Annotated in this window: 13 protein-coding genes and 1 tRNA gene; 13 read left to right on the top strand and 1 reads right to left on the bottom strand. The window is 47.3% G+C overall.

Annotation, left to right across the window (positions count from 1 at the left end):
* The first annotated feature begins 126 nt into the window (after positions 1-126).
* The 11 genes from EDC56_RS02510 (at position 127) to EDC56_RS02455 (ending at position 12,266) form a co-directional block, all read left to right on the top strand.
* A complete protein-coding gene (locus tag EDC56_RS02510; protein ID WP_123710946.1) occupies positions 127-939 on the top strand; it encodes a mechanosensitive ion channel family protein in 813 nt (270 codons plus the stop codon).
* Positions 940-1,065: 126 nt separating this feature from the next.
* On the top strand, positions 1,066-1,812 hold the full coding sequence (locus EDC56_RS02505) for a DUF481 domain-containing protein (protein WP_123710945.1): 747 nt from the start codon (positions 1,066-1,068) through the stop codon (positions 1,810-1,812).
* Positions 1,813-2,091: 279 nt separating this feature from the next.
* Complete coding sequence (locus EDC56_RS02495; protein ID WP_123710943.1) at positions 2,092-3,135, top strand: GMP reductase; 1,044 nt, start codon at positions 2,092-2,094, stop codon at positions 3,133-3,135.
* 232 nt (positions 3,136-3,367) lie between these two features.
* Complete coding sequence (locus EDC56_RS02490) at positions 3,368-5,659, top strand: type I secretion system permease/ATPase (RefSeq protein ID WP_162844056.1); 2,292 nt, start codon at positions 3,368-3,370, stop codon at positions 5,657-5,659.
* A complete protein-coding gene (locus EDC56_RS02485; RefSeq protein WP_123710941.1) occupies positions 5,622-6,986 on the top strand; it encodes an HlyD family type I secretion periplasmic adaptor subunit in 1,365 nt (454 codons plus the stop codon). The genes EDC56_RS02490 and EDC56_RS02485 overlap by 38 nt, the downstream gene beginning before the upstream one ends.
* Before the next feature lie 78 nt (positions 6,987-7,064).
* Positions 7,065-7,499 carry a group III truncated hemoglobin gene (locus EDC56_RS02480; protein ID WP_123710940.1) on the top strand — a complete coding sequence of 145 codons (435 nt, stop codon included), beginning with the start codon at positions 7,065-7,067 and terminating at the stop codon, positions 7,497-7,499.
* A 114-nt stretch (positions 7,500-7,613) separates the two neighbouring features.
* Positions 7,614-7,919, top strand: coding sequence for an STAS domain-containing protein (locus tag EDC56_RS02475; RefSeq protein ID WP_123710939.1), 306 nt, complete (start codon positions 7,614-7,616; stop codon positions 7,917-7,919).
* Positions 7,920-8,022: 103 nt separating this feature from the next.
* Positions 8,023-8,098 (top strand) — tRNA-Ala (locus EDC56_RS02470).
* Positions 8,099-8,234: 136 nt separating this feature from the next.
* Positions 8,235-9,935, top strand: a complete 1,701-nt coding sequence (locus EDC56_RS02465) for a sensor histidine kinase (protein WP_123710938.1) — start codon at positions 8,235-8,237, stop codon at positions 9,933-9,935.
* Positions 9,932-10,642 (top strand): two-component system response regulator BtsR, encoded by a 711-nt coding sequence (btsR, locus tag EDC56_RS02460; protein WP_123710937.1) that lies wholly within the window; start codon positions 9,932-9,934, stop codon positions 10,640-10,642. The genes EDC56_RS02465 and btsR overlap by 4 nt, the downstream gene beginning before the upstream one ends.
* A gap of 172 nt (positions 10,643-10,814) precedes the next feature.
* Entirely contained in the window at positions 10,815-12,266 is a 1,452-nt protein-coding gene (locus EDC56_RS02455; RefSeq protein WP_123710936.1) for a carbon starvation CstA family protein, read from the top strand.
* Between the two features lie 45 nt (positions 12,267-12,311).
* Here the strand turns inward: EDC56_RS02455 and EDC56_RS02450 are convergent, their stop codons facing one another.
* The gene (locus EDC56_RS02450; RefSeq protein ID WP_123710935.1) at positions 12,312-13,637 is read right to left on the bottom strand and encodes a hypothetical protein; all 1,326 of its coding nucleotides are present in this window, start codon (positions 13,635-13,637) and stop codon (positions 12,312-12,314) included.
* 544 nt (positions 13,638-14,181) lie between these two features.
* Here EDC56_RS02450 and EDC56_RS02445 point away from each other — a divergent pair.
* Both EDC56_RS02445 and EDC56_RS02440 read left to right on the top strand, forming a co-directional pair.
* Complete coding sequence (locus EDC56_RS02445) at positions 14,182-14,958, top strand: GNAT family N-acetyltransferase (RefSeq protein ID WP_123710934.1); 777 nt, start codon at positions 14,182-14,184, stop codon at positions 14,956-14,958.
* A gap of 138 nt (positions 14,959-15,096) precedes the next feature.
* Positions 15,097-15,600, top strand: coding sequence for a GNAT family N-acetyltransferase (locus EDC56_RS02440; RefSeq protein ID WP_123710933.1), 504 nt, complete (start codon positions 15,097-15,099; stop codon positions 15,598-15,600).
* The last annotated feature ends 33 nt before the right edge of the window (positions 15,601-15,633 follow it).

The raw sequence follows: 15,633 nt of genomic DNA, 5'->3' as shown, positions 1-15,633 counted from the left end.
TGCATGCCTCTTGTGTTTGCATCGAATCTATTTAGAATGAAAGACTCGTTGATGAATATCAAGGTTCATCAATCTCCTCTGTGAGATTTTTGTAATCTACGGTTAATAATAGACTTGGATAAATATATGGAAAACATCGATACAGTTGCCTTGCAGTCGCAGGCTATTCAATTTGGTATTCAGCTCGTCCTGGCTGCCGTCATCTTTATCGTCGGTTCATGGATTGCAAAGATGATTACCGGTGTCGTTCGTCGAGCGATGGAGAAGCGTGAGGTAGAGGAAACAGTTAGCAAGTTCGTTTCGAACATCGTCCATGCCATTCTCTTGGCGCTGGTTATTGTGGTGATGTTGAGTGAGGTCGGCGTACAGACCGCATCACTGGTAGCCATGATGGGTGCCGCGGGTTTAGCTGTTGGTCTTGCTCTGCAGGGGTCGCTATCAAACTTCGCCTCAGGTGTATTGCTGGTTATGTTCCGTCCTATGCGTGTAGGCGATTACGTTGATTGCGGTGGTGCATCAGGTTCGGTCGAGGCGATCACTATGTTCTCTACTCAGTTGGTCACACCTGACAATAAAATCATTACGATTCCTAATGCGAGTGTTATGTCAGGCGCAATCACCAACTATTCGGCCAAATCTGAGCGTCGTGTCGATCTTCTTGTAGGCGTTTCTTACGATGCAGATCTTGCGGAAGTAAAGAAGATTCTAGCCGATGTTGTTGCTGCCGATGAGCGTGTACTGAAGGATCACGATGTTACTATTGCGGTCAAAGAGCTTGCAGATTCTTCTGTTAATCTTGTGATGCGCTCTTGGGTGAAGAGTGATGATTACTGGCCAACCTTCTTTAGCATGACCGAGAACGTCAAGGTTTCTCTCGATGCAGCTGGTATCTCAATCCCATTCCCACAAATGGATCTACATATCGAGAAGGCGGCTTAATTTAGTCTTAGATAGTTTTATGCTCGCCACATTAAGTGTGGCAAAACGAAAGCACCGTCATCTTCGACGGTGTTTTTTCATTTCGGCCGACAATAAAAAGAGCCGATAAAATAAGGAGTTTTTTGCGTGAAAGTTTCAATATTGGCTGCTGCGGTCTTGGTTAGCGCTTCTGCGATGGCTGAAGAGAATCCACAATGGAACGGTAGTCTCGAATTAGGCTATATCAATACCTCGGGTAACACCACAAGCACGACGATGACCAGCAAGTTCTCGTTAGAAACAGATCGAGAGAAGTGGCGTCATGCGTTAAATTTAAGTGGTTATAATAATTCAGACGACGATGTTCGTAGTGCCGAAAGTTATAATGCGAACTGGCAGTCGAACTACAAGTTTAATGAAGTGCAGTCGATGTTTGGTCGTATCGAGTACGAAGACGATCGCTTCAACGGCTGGGATTATCAGGTAACGGGTACTGCCGGTTATAGTCATCGCTTATTGTTTAACGATGATATGACGTTGGACCTGGAAGCTGGTCCTGGTTATCGTTACTCCGTTTACGATCAAGACTACATGGATGATGACGGCAACTTGGTTTGGGACCCTAGTCTCGGCGAAACGCAAAGTGAAGCATTGGTACGTGCTGCAGCCGACTTTAATTGGGATATTTCCGATACAGCGCACTTTCGCCAAGAGGCGAGCACCGAAGCAGGGCACGAGAATGTGATCAATCGCTCGGTTACCTCTTTGACAATGGATCTAACAGATGTTCTTGCGGTGAAGCTGAGTTACGAGATTAAGTTTACCCGCGAAGTATTGCCGACCGTTAATCAGTACGATCGTAAGACCGTGGTTAGCGTTGGTTATAAGTTTTAATAAAAGTTAACTCTCAGGTCAGCTTGTAGGCTGATCTGAGCTTCTGCTAACTTTGCAAACTCCTTTTTTATCAGTGTTTTGCTGATTGTCTGCTCGCGCTTCCTATCCTTGGCTCTTACCTGCCGCACAAAATTGATGCGTTTTTTTGCTGCGGAGCTTGAGAATTCGTTGATAAACGAGGATACTTCCCCTGTATAAGCCCACAGCGTCACCTGCCTTTTTGGACCAAAGCTGCTTGTACCGACTATTATTTATTCGGCAAACAATCAGAGATTTACTATGCACGTTGAAACAGAGATTAAGCTGGGTTTTAAGGATGTCCTTATTCGCCCTAAGCGTTCGACACTAAAAAGCCGCTCGCAGGTGAGTGTTGAGCGAACTTTCACTATGGTTAACAGCGGTCAAGAGTGGACCGGCGTGCCCATCATTGCAGCGAATATGGATACCGTTGGCACGTTTGAAATGGCTGCGGCATTGGCGAAGCATAAGATGCTAACTGCTGTGCATAAGCACTATACTGTCGATGACTGGACGGCCTTTCTGAACGCCCAAGATGCTGATATTTATCAGCGTATTATGATATCGACAGGTACCGGTGAAGCCGATTTCAATAAGACCCAAGAGATCATTAGTCGTCACCCTGAACTGCGCTTTATCTGTATTGACGTCGCTAACGGCTATTCAGAGCATTTTGTCACCTTCCTACGTCGTATGCGTAGCCAATACCCTAGCATGACCATCATGGCGGGTAATGTTGTAACCGGTGAAATGACTGAAGAGTTGATTCTCTCTGGTGCTGACATTGTTAAGGTAGGTATTGGTCCTGGCTCAGTCTGTACGACTCGCGTTAAGACCGGTGTAGGTTACCCGCAGCTTTCAGCAGTGATTGAGTGTGCCGACGCTGCGCATGGTGTCGGCGGCTTAGTCGTTTCCGACGGAGGCTGTGCGATCCCTGGTGATGTTGCCAAGGCCTTTGGCGGTGGTGCTGACTTCGTTATGCTGGGTGGTATGTTGGCCGGCCACGATGAGTCTGGTGGCGCTTTGGTCGAACGTGATGGCAAGCAATACAAACAGTTTTACGGCATGTCATCTGAGACGGCGATGAATAAACACTCTGGTGGTGTGGCAGGTTACCGGGCCTCTGAGGGTAAAACAGTCGAGGTTCCCTACCGTGGTGTGGTTGAAGAAACCGTCAGCGATATTTTAGGTGGCTTGCGCTCGACTTGTACCTATGTGGGCGCGGCACGACTGAAAGAGCTCTCTAAGCGAACGACCTTTATCCGTGTGCTAGAGCAGGAAAACCGAGTCTTCGGTCAGGCATAGTTGCTGATTTGAAGCAAAAGCGAGGCCTCTGGCCTCGCTTTTTTTTGGCCGATATAAAGTAGAGGACTATCCTAAGGCTCGTTCGGGTGGCCTGCTTACTGTCTATATAGCACCGCTTTGCTACGCTTAATAGGGGGCAATGTTAGGTGGTGATTGCACCTCTCTGCGGCGTAGCGGGCATATCTGTAGAGTGTCGAGACGTAAGTCCCGTGTCTTTTGTAGGAGGGCGCAGGTGCGGGAAGGGAGTGATGGCAATGCAGCAGTAAGCAGCGTAAAGATGGGTAACTCCGGCTTGCCCGCGGAAGAGACTGGCTTGAGTGAACCAGCGGTATATCGTCGCCGAGCCAGTGATCGTATTAGCGGTGAGTTAAAGCGTCTCTATGATAGTCAGTTAATTGATGTTGACCCGTTGTTAAATTGCCTTGATTTTATGTGCCGTTATTACGGTGTTGCACTTACAGAGGAAGATCTGACAGCGGGGCTGCCAGTTGTTGATAACAAGTTGACGCCGTCTTTGTTTATTCGTGCTGCCGAGCAGCATGAGTTCTCGTCCCAGTTATTGCGCAAGCCTCTGTTAAAGCTAAATAAGCACCTCTTCCCTGTCGTGTTGTTGTTGCGTGAGAATCACGCCTGTGTGTTGATGGATGTACAGGGTGAAATTGCCCATGTGGTACTTGCAGAGTTGAAGCAAGGTGTGACTAAAATACCGCTGGCCGAACTGGAGTCTCTCTATCTTGGTCGCTGTTTATTACTAAAGCCGAGCTATCGCTACGATGCTGAGCGAAAAAACTTTATACCCGAAACGACGGGGCACTGGTTTTGGTCTTGCCTTCGTCGAGACCGTTTTATTTTTAGTGAGGTGTTGCTGGCTTCGTTGATGATCAACTTATTTGCATTGGCCTCGCCATTGTTCGTAATGAATGTCTATGACCGTATCGTACCGAATAACTCGCTGGACTCGCTCTGGGTGTTAGCGACAGGAATGGCTGTTGTTATTACTTTTGATCTCTTTTTGCGCTCGATACGCAGCTACTTTCTCGACTCAAGCGCCAAACGCGCGGATAACATTCTCTCTGCGCATATTTATCAACGGGTTCTGTCGGTGGAGACGAAGTCTCGCCCAAAACAGGCGGGGGCAATGGCGAATCATTTGCATGAGTTTGACTCGTTGCGTGAATTTATCACCTCGAATGCGATGACACTTATCGTTGACCTACCTTTTACACTGATTTTCTTGTTGATCATTGGTCAAGTTGGCGGCCCTTTGGTATGGGTGCCAGCTACAGTTTTTTGTGTGGTGGTATTGTGCATGTATTTTATAAAACGAGCTGCACAAGGACCGATAGACGATCTGCAGCAGGTGACGAGCCAGAAACAAGCCAAGCTGATCGAGACATTATTGTGCGCAGAAACGATTAAGTCGTACCGTGCTGAGGGGATGTTTCAGCAGGGTTGGGAGCGTATCATTCGTGCGATTAGCCAGAAGAGTTATCGGGTCAGGATGCTGGCTAATTTGAGCACGACACTCTGCTCCACTGCCCAGCAGCTGTCGACCGTTGCTGTGGTGGTTGGTGGTGTCTACTTGATTGGTGCTGGCGAGCTGACGATGGGAGGCTTGATTGCTTGTTCGCTATTAAGCTCTAGGTCTTTGATGCCGGTTGGACAGCTTTCGGGGATGATGGGTCGAATGACGCAGTTCAAGCGCTCGCTGTTGATGTTAGACGATATTATGGCTCGCCCGTGTGAGGATGATGTTGATACGCCCTATTTTAACAAGAGCACGATAGAGGGAAATATCGCCTTCGGTGAGGTGGACTTTAGCTACCCTGATGCGCCGCTTAAGGCGCTTGATAAGGTGAGCTTGGAGATCAAGGCGGGCGAAAGACTCGCGATCCTTGGTCGTGTGGGCTCAGGTAAGAGCACCTTGGAAAAGTTGATTATGCGCTTCTATTTAGCGGAGCAGGGGCGTGTCACGATAGACGGTATTGATATTGCTAAGCTGCATCCGGCGACGCTGCGCAAGCATATTGGCTATATCCCTCAGGAAATTAGCCTAGTCAGTGGCACTGTTCGAGATAACATTATTATTGGCGCGCCACTGGCAGAAGATGAAGAAATGTATCGTGCGGCGGTCCTTGCGGGTTTGCAGCCGTTTATTGAGGAGCACCCTCATGGCTTCAATGCGCAGGTGGGAGAGGGAGGGCGTAACCTCTCTGGCGGTCAGCGACAAATGATCGCCATTGCGCGAGCATTGCTGCTGGACCCGCCGATACTGTTGATGGATGAGCCAACGCATAGTATGGATAGCAGCACTGAAAAGTATTTTACGCGTGTTATTAGTGAACTGGTAAAAAAGCAGGGTAAGACGTTAATTCTCATTACCCATAAAGCGAGTCTTTTGACACTGGTTGATCGCGTACTATTGATGGAGCAGGGGAGGATTGTTACTGACAGCGCCAAAGAGGCCTTTCTCGCGGCGGTAGGAAATGGACAGAGTGCGATCGATGCCGGCAGGGAGCATTAAAGTGCAGGATAAGCATCATGCGAGTGAAAACTATTTAAATGATCCTTATGCGCAGACTTATTTCACCTTACCGATGCGCTATCACGTGCTGTTACTGGCAACGGTTGCCTTTATTGTATCGGCTATCGTCTGGGCCAATTTTGCCAAGTTGGAAGAGGTGACGCGAGCTGATGGTAAGGTTATTCCTGCTCGTCAGGTGCAGGTCATACAGAATTTAGAGGGTGGGATCGTCAAGGAAATGCTGGTTCGCGAAGGGGATAAGGTAACGGAGGGGCAGGTGATACTGCGCCTCGATGACACCCGTTTTAACTCAATGTATCGTGAGGGTTTGCGTAATCAGCAGGGCATGCAGGCGAAGGTTGCACGTTTGGAGGCGGAGGCGGAAGGTGAGCTGTTTGTGATCCCAGATGGGCTGCCAAATGATCAGGTTGAGAAGAACTACCGAGCGGAAAAAAAGCTTTATCAGTCGAGAATAAAATCTTTAGCTGCGAATAACGATGTGTTCGGAAAGCAGCTTGAGCAAGCGGAGCAAGAGATATCTGTAGCAAAGACTGAGTATGAAAGAGCAAAAAAAATATACAAATATGCGAGAAATGAATTGAATTTAAGTCGGCCCTTAGTTGCTAGCGGCTCATTATCGAAAATCGAAATCCTTCGTTTGGAGCGGGATGCCTTTGAGAAGGATAATATTGCGAGGCAATTAGCGTCTGACATAAAAACAAGGATCAGTGCGCAGCAAGAATTGCAGCATAAAGTAACAGAGCATGAGGTGAACTTTCGCACTGAGGCGCGCGATGAGCTGACAACGACTAAGGAAGAGTATGAGCAGGTGGTGGAAGCAAATATTGCCCTCTATGATCGACTGCTACGTACAGAGGTGCTCTCTCCCGTCAATGGCACGGTAAAGAAGTTGCATATCAATACGGTGGGTGGTGTTATCCAGCCGGGTAAAGAGATCATCGAGATAGTGCCCAGCGATGACACGCTGTTGATTGAGGCGATGGTAAGACCTGCCGATATCGCCTTCCTATACCCTAATCAAAAGGCCGTTGTGAGACTAACGGCTTATGACTTTGCGGTCTATGGCAGTTTAGAAGGGAGGCTGGAGCATATTAGCGCTGATACGATTGTTAACGAGAGGGGAGAGAGTTTTTACTTGATTCGAGTTAGAACGGACAAGGTGGACCTATCAAAAGGTGGGGAGTCATTGGCTATCATGCCTGGCATGACGGCGATGGTTGATATTATTACCGGTGAGAAGAGTGTGATTGACTACTTACTCAAGCCAATCAAGCGTGCGCAGATGTCAGCCCTGACGGAGCGATAGCGGTGCGATACTGTTAATGAGTCATGATGTGTTTGTCAGCGTATAATGGCGGGGAATGCGTGACACGAAGGAGGTATCATGTCTGAAGTACGCAGCGGCCTTAAAACACACGGTCAATGCAGGGGAGATGTCGATAGTACGGAGCAGGTTTCGAAAATGGTCGAGCTGTTTTATCTGAAGGTGCTGTCGGATCCAGTATTGAGGCCGATCTTTGTCGATACGGCTCAAATTGATCTGTCTGTACACCTCCCACATATCAAAGCTTATTGGTCGAAACTGTTGCTAGGTACTAAAGACTATCAACGACATACGATGAATATTCATCGGGCACTAGATAACCAGCAGCGCTTATCAAAAGAGCACTTTGAGCGTTGGCTGGAGTTGTTTGTCACTACCGTGCAGCTCGAGTTCGAGGGCCCCAATGCGGATAGGGCAGTGCGTCTGGCGAGTACAATTGCTGATAATATGCATCGGGGCTTAGAAGAGGGTGACGCCCCGAAGCAGGGGGGCTGAGTTACCGCTGTTACGCTGTGCTGTAAGCGTCAGAGGTGACGCACTTTTGATATTCGTAGGTCGTAGGCTAAGCTCTTTATAGTGATAGAAAATTCTAGGCTGGGAAGGAAGCTGATGTTCAAATCGATCTTATCAAGTACGCGCGACGGGGTTTCAGAGTCAGTGCTTTACCTGACCGCGGATGAGTGTTTCGATTATCACTCGCTACCAGAGTTGATGCGCTGTAGACAGTTGAGTGTGGATGGCTGCGTTGTCGATTTTTCCGATACCCTGAGAATCGATAGTGCGGCTATTGGTGGATTGATGTTGTTGAAGCGGCAAATTCAGTGTGATGGTGGGTATTTGCGTGTGGTGCATTGCTCTAAGCCGATCATGCGCTTGCTGCACGGCAGTGGTCGCGAGGGCGAAGCCAGGCTTTAAGGCGATTGTGCGGATATTTGACCGTGAAATAGTAAAAAGTAGTTGACTCTGCGCTGAAAACCCCTAAAATTCGCCACGCAAACGAGGTGACTCGTTCGTATGTGGGGCCTTAGCTCAGCTGGGAGAGCGCAACACTGGCAGTGTTGAGGTCAGCGGTTCGATCCCGCTAGGCTCCACCAAATACTAAAGGCCAGATCCTAATTATAGGTTCTGGTTTTTTTTCGTCTGTCGGTTATGTACGCTTTAATCAGCAGCCTTTGCTATTGAAGCCAAGTTCTTGCATCATTCTTTAATGATCCGTTTAGAAGTTTGCTCATGTCTCTGATTTTACTGCTTACCCAACAGATGTGTCTCTACCTCGTTATTGTCTATCTTGTCAGTAAGACACCACTATTTAAGGTGTTTGCTGAAACGGCGACGAGACTGCCACATAAAGTATTTATCTACCTGATATTCTCTTCCTTTTGTATCATGGCAACCTATTTTGGTGAGCAGACAAGTGATGCTATAGCTAACACGCGTGCTATGGGGGCAGTGCTTGGGGGCTTGTTGGGGGGGCCTATTACAGGCTTCCTAGTTGGTCTGACTGGCGGTCTGCATCGCTACAGCATGGGAGGTTTTACGGATCTGGCCTGTGCCATATCGACGATTGTCGAGGGTTTGGGGGCTGGAATCGTCAGCTACTACCTGAAAAAATCTGGGCGGGGAGAGTTAATTTATACGCCTAGATTAGTCTTCCTAGTGACCTTTGTGGCGGAGCTGTTGCAGATGAGCATCATCCTGCTGGTGGCCCAGCCATTCGATGAGGCTTGGCAGCTTGTTGAGCAGATCGCAGTGCCGATGCTGTTGATTAACTCGATTGGCGCGGCTTTATTTATGAGTATGGTGCTAGATCAGAAAGCTATGTTTGATAAGCTATCTTCGACCTTCTCAACGAAGGCGTTAAAAATTGCTGAACGCAGTGTGGGAATGCTGGCGAAGGGGTTTGACCAACACAGTAGTACCCAAGTGGCGCAGATTATTATCGAGGAAACAAACGTTGCTGCCGTCGCGATAACAGACAGGGAAAAGCTACTCGCTTTTATTGGTTCGGGAGCAGAACACCATGTCCCGGGAACACTGATCTCGTCTAAATTAACACAAGATGCGATCGAGAATAATTGCGTTATGTTCGCCGATGGGGTGGATATGTCCTATGGTTGCTCAATTTCTGCGCAGTGCGGCCTAGGTTCTTGTCTCGTGATCCCCCTGCGTTGTGATAGCGAGGTGATCGGCACGATTAAGATGTATGAGCTCAAAAACAAAATTTTTCTCAATATTAATAGAACGCTCGGCGAGGGTATCGCGAGGCTGCTTTCTAACCAAATACTTTTTGGTCGTTTTGAACAGCAGCAAAGCTTACTCACCCAGGCGGAGTTAAAGTTGCTGCAGGCGCAAATTAATCCGCACTTTCTTTTCAATGCATTGAACACGATTGCGGCGATTATCAAAAGAGACCCGTTAAAGGCGAGAAAGCTCATCCAAGAGTTGTCACAATTCTTACGGATTAACCTCAAACGCACGACCGGCTTGGTGACCTTGGCGGATGAGTTAGAGCATATCCACTCCTACCTCACGATAGAGAAGGCTCGTTTCGGTGACAATATGAACGTCAATATCGCCATTCCAGAGGCCTACCTTAACTTTAAGCTTCCAGCGTTTACGCTGCAGCCGATCATAGAGAACGCGGTTAAACATGGCACCTCGCAAATGTTTTCTGCGGGGGAAATCACGCTCACTGGCAAATTAAGTGGTGACACACTATTGCTGGAGGTCTGCGATAATGCGGGGCTGTATCAGCCTGAGGGCCGTAAGGTTGGCAATGAGGAGAGGCACGAGGAGGGCTTGGGGATGAACTTGGTGCATAAGCGTATTCAAAATCAGTTCGGTACCGAGTTTGGTCTCGATGTTGACTGTCAACCGGGAGAGTGTACGCGGGTGAGTATTCAGCTGCCCTACAAGGAGGGTATCGAGTGATTAGCGCACTGATTATAGATGATGAGCCTCTTGCTCGAGATGAGCTGGCTGACCTGTTGGAGGGCAGTGAGGATATCAATGTTATCGGGCAATGCAGTAATGCTATTGAGGCCTTGCAGCAGATCGCCCAGCTGAAGCCACAGTTGATATTTCTCGATATACAAATGCCGAGAATATCAGGCATGGAGTTGATTGGCATGTTGGACCCGGAGTCCATGCCGCGTGTGGTTTTTGTCACAGCCTACGATGAGTTTGCCATCAAAGCCTTCGATAATCATGCTTTCGATTATTTATTAAAGCCCATTGATGAGTCACGGTTGGAGAAGACGCTATGTCGTTTGAGGAAAGACCTGCCGCCTAAATCGTTAGATGTTTTAGCTCCTAAGGATTTAACACGACTACCTTGCTATATTGGCAGCAAGTTAAAGGTGGTCTCGGTGCAAGAGGTGGAGTTCGTCTTCAGTGATCATGCCGGTATTCATGTTGTGACAGCCAGTGAGCATGTGCACACTCACTTGACGCTGAAGCTGCTTGAAGAGAAAACGCCGCTAGTTCGTTGCCATCGACAGTATCTGATTAACCCAGATGCCATCTCAGAAATCGACACCCAACACCGTGGAGCAGAAGTGACTACCGCCTCAGGCGCCAAGGCACCGGTGTCTAGGCGTTACCTGAAGCCGCTTAAGCAGCTGTTTGGCTTTCAGTGATTGTGGGTGATTGGCTTTCGGTGATGGTTAGTGCTTGTCAGCTTAATAAAACGTAACCGCTTAGTAGGATATAGCACCGCTGACTTATTGATAATGACCGCTTAGTTTATTTGTAGTTCTCTCCGCCACTAATCTGTTTAGGCTAGGGCAAAATTAAAATGAGAGAAAGACTATGGTGTGGTTTTTAATCTGTGTTGGCCTGTTGATCGGCGGCTACTTTATCTACGGTACTTTTGTTGAGAAGGTTTTTGGTATCAATGAAAAGCGTCAGACGCCAGCTTTGGCCAAGACTGACGGTGTTGACTTTGTGCCGATGTCGCAAGGCAAGGCCTATCTGATACAGCTACTCAATATTGCTGGTGTTGGCCCAATTTTTGGTCCTATTCTCGGTGCGCTTTATGGCCCTGCGGCTATGTTGTGGATTGTTTTTGGGTGTATATTTGCCGGCGCAGTTCACGATTATTTCTCAGGCATGTTGTCGGTACGTAACAACGGTCAATCAGTGCCTAATCTTGCAGGTAAATACCTTGGTAAGGGAGCAAAGCACTTCATGAATATCTTTGCCATTATCCTGTTGTTACTCGTGGGTGTGGTCTTTATTTCGGCCCCTGCCGGGCTACTGGGCAAGTTAACGGGTTGGGATGTCTCTATCTTCCTCGGTATTATCTTCGCTTATTATCTGATTGCGACGATTGTGCCCATTGATAAGATTATTGGTAGATTTTACCCGTTTTTCGGCGCGTTGTTGTTATTCATGTCTGTCGGTCTAACGCTTGCCATTGTTGTTTCTAGTGAGTACACCTTACTGCCTGGTTTTGAGGCTAAAGACTTCCTGACAAATCTGAACCCCAATGATATGCCACTTTGGCCTGCATTATTCATTACGATTGCCTGTGGTGCGGTCTCGGGGTTCCATGCGACACAGTCGCCGTTGATGGCCCGTTGTGTTGAAAACGAATCTAATGGTCGCTTTGTGTTCTTTGGGGCGATGATTGGAGAAGGTATTATCGCCTTGATCTGGTGTGCTATCGCCCTGTCATTCTTCGGTGGTGTTGAAAACCTTAATACAGGCATGGCAGGGAACCCTGCGAACGTTGTTTATGAGGCGTCGACTGGTCTGCTTGGTACTGTCGGTGGCTTTATGGCGATTCTTGGCGTAATCATTCTGCCAATTACTTCAGGTGATACAGCCTTTCGCTCGGCGCGGTTAATTCTTGCAGAGTTTTTTGAAGTTTCTCAACGTAAACTACCTAAGCGCCTAATGTTAGCAGCGCCTTTGTTTGTGTTGGGCGCGATATTGACCCAGGTCGACTTCGGCATTATCTGGCGCTATTTCGGTGTCGCCAATCAGATCACTGCAATGATGATGTTGTGGACAGCCTCCGCTTACTTATTGCGTCACAATAAGCTTCACTGGATCTGTACGGTACCGGCGATGTTCATGACGTGCGTGGTGATTAGCTTCTTATTGAGTTCGCAAACACTCGGTGCAGGACTGGCGATGGGTATTTCAACAATTGCAGGCGTGCTTGGTACTATTGTTGTCACGGCTTGGGTGATGAATAGTACTAAGGGGAAGCTAGTCGATGACGCTTCTGATGATGGCCTTAACGCGACAAGTTAAGGCAGGCCGCCTAGGCCTTAATACAGCCTAGGCGGTGAGTGACTGCTAGCTAGCGACAGGCTCACTGTTAGCAAGTAAGTAGTCGCTCTTTATTTTTTTCCAGGCTTTTACGCCGATGCCATTCTGCAGGCTGGTCTCAAAAGCAGTAGGCAATTTACCCTCTCTGAACTCCTGTTGATCTAGCTGACTGATATAGCTATCTAAGTCTTCTCCATTGCGCTGTAATGCGTTATCGACTTCGTTCCAGAAGGCGGCTCCCTTACCGTAGACAAGTGGGAAGTATGACATGTCGTGATTTTCTTCGATCTGCTGTTCGGCTTGATAAAGAGAGTCCTGCGAGTGTGGTGTTTTCTCCTTTGTCTGCTGCCAAAACTGTAGTGCGGTCATATCATCAACCGACAACTTATTGAGCGCTTTGAAGGCATAGTATTGCGGTAGACTTTCTTCGGCCCAGCCCGGTAACTTCAAGCGAGAAATCACATGGACAGACTCGTGAGCGGATATGCGCAGTAATATGGCATCACTCTCTGCCGTTGGCTGACCGTTTTCCTGTAAATAGTTGGCCATGAAGCTGTGATAGCCGGCTGCACCGCCGTAATGACCTGAGCTTTTCTCCTTAGTTAGCCAAGTTAGCTCCCAGCTGTTATCGTTGTCGCTTGGCGAGTCGTTGCTAGGGAACACCTCATATAAGTATTGGCTAATTTCGACAAACTTATGCATGAGTTCGTCTGCCTTTTCTTTCTCTAGCTCGGAGTAAAGTGTGACGTCAAGTGTGCCGAGAGAGTACTCTTTGAGCTGATTGCCGACACTCATAAAGAGAGGGGGCTGGTCAGTTGTAGGGAAGGGCTTACAATGCTGCTCTTTGCCGAATGTTGCGCATACCTGTGTGCCTTTGACGTTGGCTATTCGAGGCAGGCTATCCCACTCGGTAATTAGCCACCACGGGGAAGACGTCGCCGAGACAATATTTTGTTGGGCTGCGGGGTTAACCCCGAGCTCTGGGCGTGGTTTAAAGAAGATCGACCAGCGAAGCTGTTTACAGCTGACGGTGCGGGGCTGTGTGCCTAATGCAATAGGTTTATCATCACAATAGAAGGTAGGGTGGAGCTTATTCTCAACGCGCTGGTTGCTTCGTGGAGGTTGTAGCTCGAAGCTCGTTAGTGTTGAGGTGTCAGCGGTTACTCTGGCGGCATAAGGATTGTCTGCTGATAGAGTAATGTTGTAGGTAGTTGTATCGGCGATGTTTTTGCCGGCCTCGTTTGGCTGTTGTTGCTCTGTTAGGCTGCCACAGCCCCAAAGCGTGCTACATAAGCCACTAAGGAATAGTGTCGTCTGTATAGGGTTACGCATTGTTTGCTTACTCGTCGTCATTGTCATTCGTACTTGTTACGCCTGACAGGGGTAATATTCTGCTGCTGATAATAGAGCAATAGATAGTCGAGAAACAGAAAAAGTTCCCACTCAATAATTGTTTATAAACGTACGTCAGGTGTAGGTGTTGTTGGCTTTGTGTCATCTTTTAGCGGCAGCTATTCAGTTTTCATGGTGTTATGGGAGCTTTTAATTTTCTTATGGGAGGTAATGAGTCTCGCAGGGAAAACTCGCCGCTGTATAGTTAGGCCTTTCCTTGGGTGAATAGTTTATTTCATGAAAAAGCTGAGGGGGTGGGCAGGCAATTCGTGGTGTTGTTAAGTAGTACGATGATTGAAGTGTATTGATTTAATAAAAAGAAATTTACTTTAGAAAAACAGTGAAACGCTGTACTACTGTGTAACTAAGCCAAACCTTGTTTATATGTGCATAACCTTGAATTTAGTAGGAAACGAAAGATTATTAAAGGGATGTGCGGTACGCTAAGGAGGCTTGATATACTAAAAATGAATGATATTTAAATTAATTGATACAAGGATAATGAATGATAAAAAGCCCTGATTTATTAAGGAATGCTTATACATCATACTTTCGTTTTAATAATGCTCGCACACTGTCGACGAATCTGCCTAGCGAGCTTAAAATAGCAGATCTTCCAGAGTTAACCTCTTATATTGACCCGACACGTCGCTATGATAACCAGTTGATCATACATCGCTCAAGCGCCGCGGCGCAGATTGAAGATATTTTAGAATGTTATCATGAAGATACCCCGCCGGAAATCTCTGTTGAGCCTGATGCTGTTGCTTATAACCTTTCTAAGGTACTGATAGGTTGTGAATATAGGCCATCTTACTCGCATGAGTTTTTGGTTATGGATATAGGGACATATAGCCCTGTAGGTTTTAAGGATGGCGTTAGAGTGGAAATGTTGTCAGTTGAAAGGGCTGATGAGTTTTTAGCGTTGCTTAAAACGTCAGGTTTGAGTTGCAGTGATGAGACCTGGCAGGCAAAGCGACACCTCTATTGTACTGAGGTGTTTCGCTGCTTTGTGGCGTTTGTCGGTGATATTCCTTGTGCTTGGGCAACCTCATTTATTGACGAAAAAACAGCAACCTTAGCCAATGCTTATACTCAAGAGAAGTATAGAGGGAGAGGGTGTCAAACGGCCTTGTTGCATGCGCGGATACAGGATGCTGAAAAGCTAGGTGTGGGATACCTATTAACGGATGTCATGCCGAAGACAGTGAGTGCTAGCAACTGTAAGGCGGTTGGTTTTTTGACGGAGACTATTCGAACCGTTTGGGAGAAAGCGAACTAATTGACGAGAGAATGTTTAGGCATTTTATAATGGCATATTAATAAAACTGCGTTTCAAGGGTGCTTTTTAAACTTCCTTGATGGCGACACAGTAGACAAGGTGTCGCCTTGTTGTGAGGCTTGAAAATAAGAGGGTGTGATGACTGTAAAGCTAATATCAGCTCAAGTTAGTGGGCGCGGGATCGTTGAAAACCTATTTCGTTATTACCTTTATGATATGGCTGTTTTTATGGGTTGGAGGGTTAATAAAAACGGTGAGTATGACGTTAATTTATCCTTGTTAGATGAATACTGGAGTGAGCCTGATAACCATCCTTACCTGATTCAATATCAGGGTGAAATCGCGGGTTTTTCCCTGCTTAGACGCTATCCAGACGAAGAATCCAACTATGATATCGGGCAGTTTTTTGTTTTGAGAAAGTTTGAGGGCAAAGGGGTTGGTCGGGAAGCGTTTAAACAGTCTGTTGCTCTATATCCCGGGCCATGGCTGACTCGCGTTTTGCATGAGAATAAGTCGGCGCTAGGTTTTTGGCTGAAAGTAATAGCTGAACTCACTGACGGTGATTTTCAGCATCAGACAGAGGTCGATGTTGACCTGCCGATGCACTTTATTCGTTATCAGTCCGTTGCGGCAGAAACTTGAATTATTGACTTATCTATTTCACTCTACGATATT

Origin of the sequence: Sinobacterium caligoides, assembly GCF_003752585.1 — a bacterium.
GTDB lineage: Bacteria > Pseudomonadota > Gammaproteobacteria > Pseudomonadales > Sinobacteriaceae > Sinobacterium > Sinobacterium caligoides.
Note: the sequence above shows the minus strand (reverse complement) of the source record. Positions and strands in the feature narration are given on the sequence as shown.

Coding starts and splice junctions, on each gene's coding strand:
- EDC56_RS02475 (WP_123710939.1), top strand. CDS start 7,614: ATGTTCAAATCGATCTTATCAAGTACGCGCGACGGGGTTTCAGAGTCA.
- EDC56_RS02485 (WP_123710941.1), top strand. CDS start 5,622: ATGGACAGAGTGCGATCGATGCCGGCAGGGAGCATTAAAGTGCAGGAT.
- EDC56_RS02465 (WP_123710938.1), top strand. CDS start 8,235: ATGTCTCTGATTTTACTGCTTACCCAACAGATGTGTCTCTACCTCGTT.
- EDC56_RS02450 (WP_123710935.1), bottom strand. CDS start 13,637: ATGACGACGAGTAAGCAAACAATGCGTAACCCTATACAGACGACACTA.
- EDC56_RS02445 (WP_123710934.1), top strand. CDS start 14,182: ATGATAAAAAGCCCTGATTTATTAAGGAATGCTTATACATCATACTTT.
- EDC56_RS02495 (WP_123710943.1), top strand. CDS start 2,092: ATGCACGTTGAAACAGAGATTAAGCTGGGTTTTAAGGATGTCCTTATT.
- EDC56_RS02480 (WP_123710940.1), top strand. CDS start 7,065: ATGTCTGAAGTACGCAGCGGCCTTAAAACACACGGTCAATGCAGGGGA.
- EDC56_RS02455 (WP_123710936.1), top strand. CDS start 10,815: ATGGTGTGGTTTTTAATCTGTGTTGGCCTGTTGATCGGCGGCTACTTT.
- EDC56_RS02440 (WP_123710933.1), top strand. CDS start 15,097: ATGACTGTAAAGCTAATATCAGCTCAAGTTAGTGGGCGCGGGATCGTT.
- EDC56_RS02510 (WP_123710946.1), top strand. CDS start 127: ATGGAAAACATCGATACAGTTGCCTTGCAGTCGCAGGCTATTCAATTT.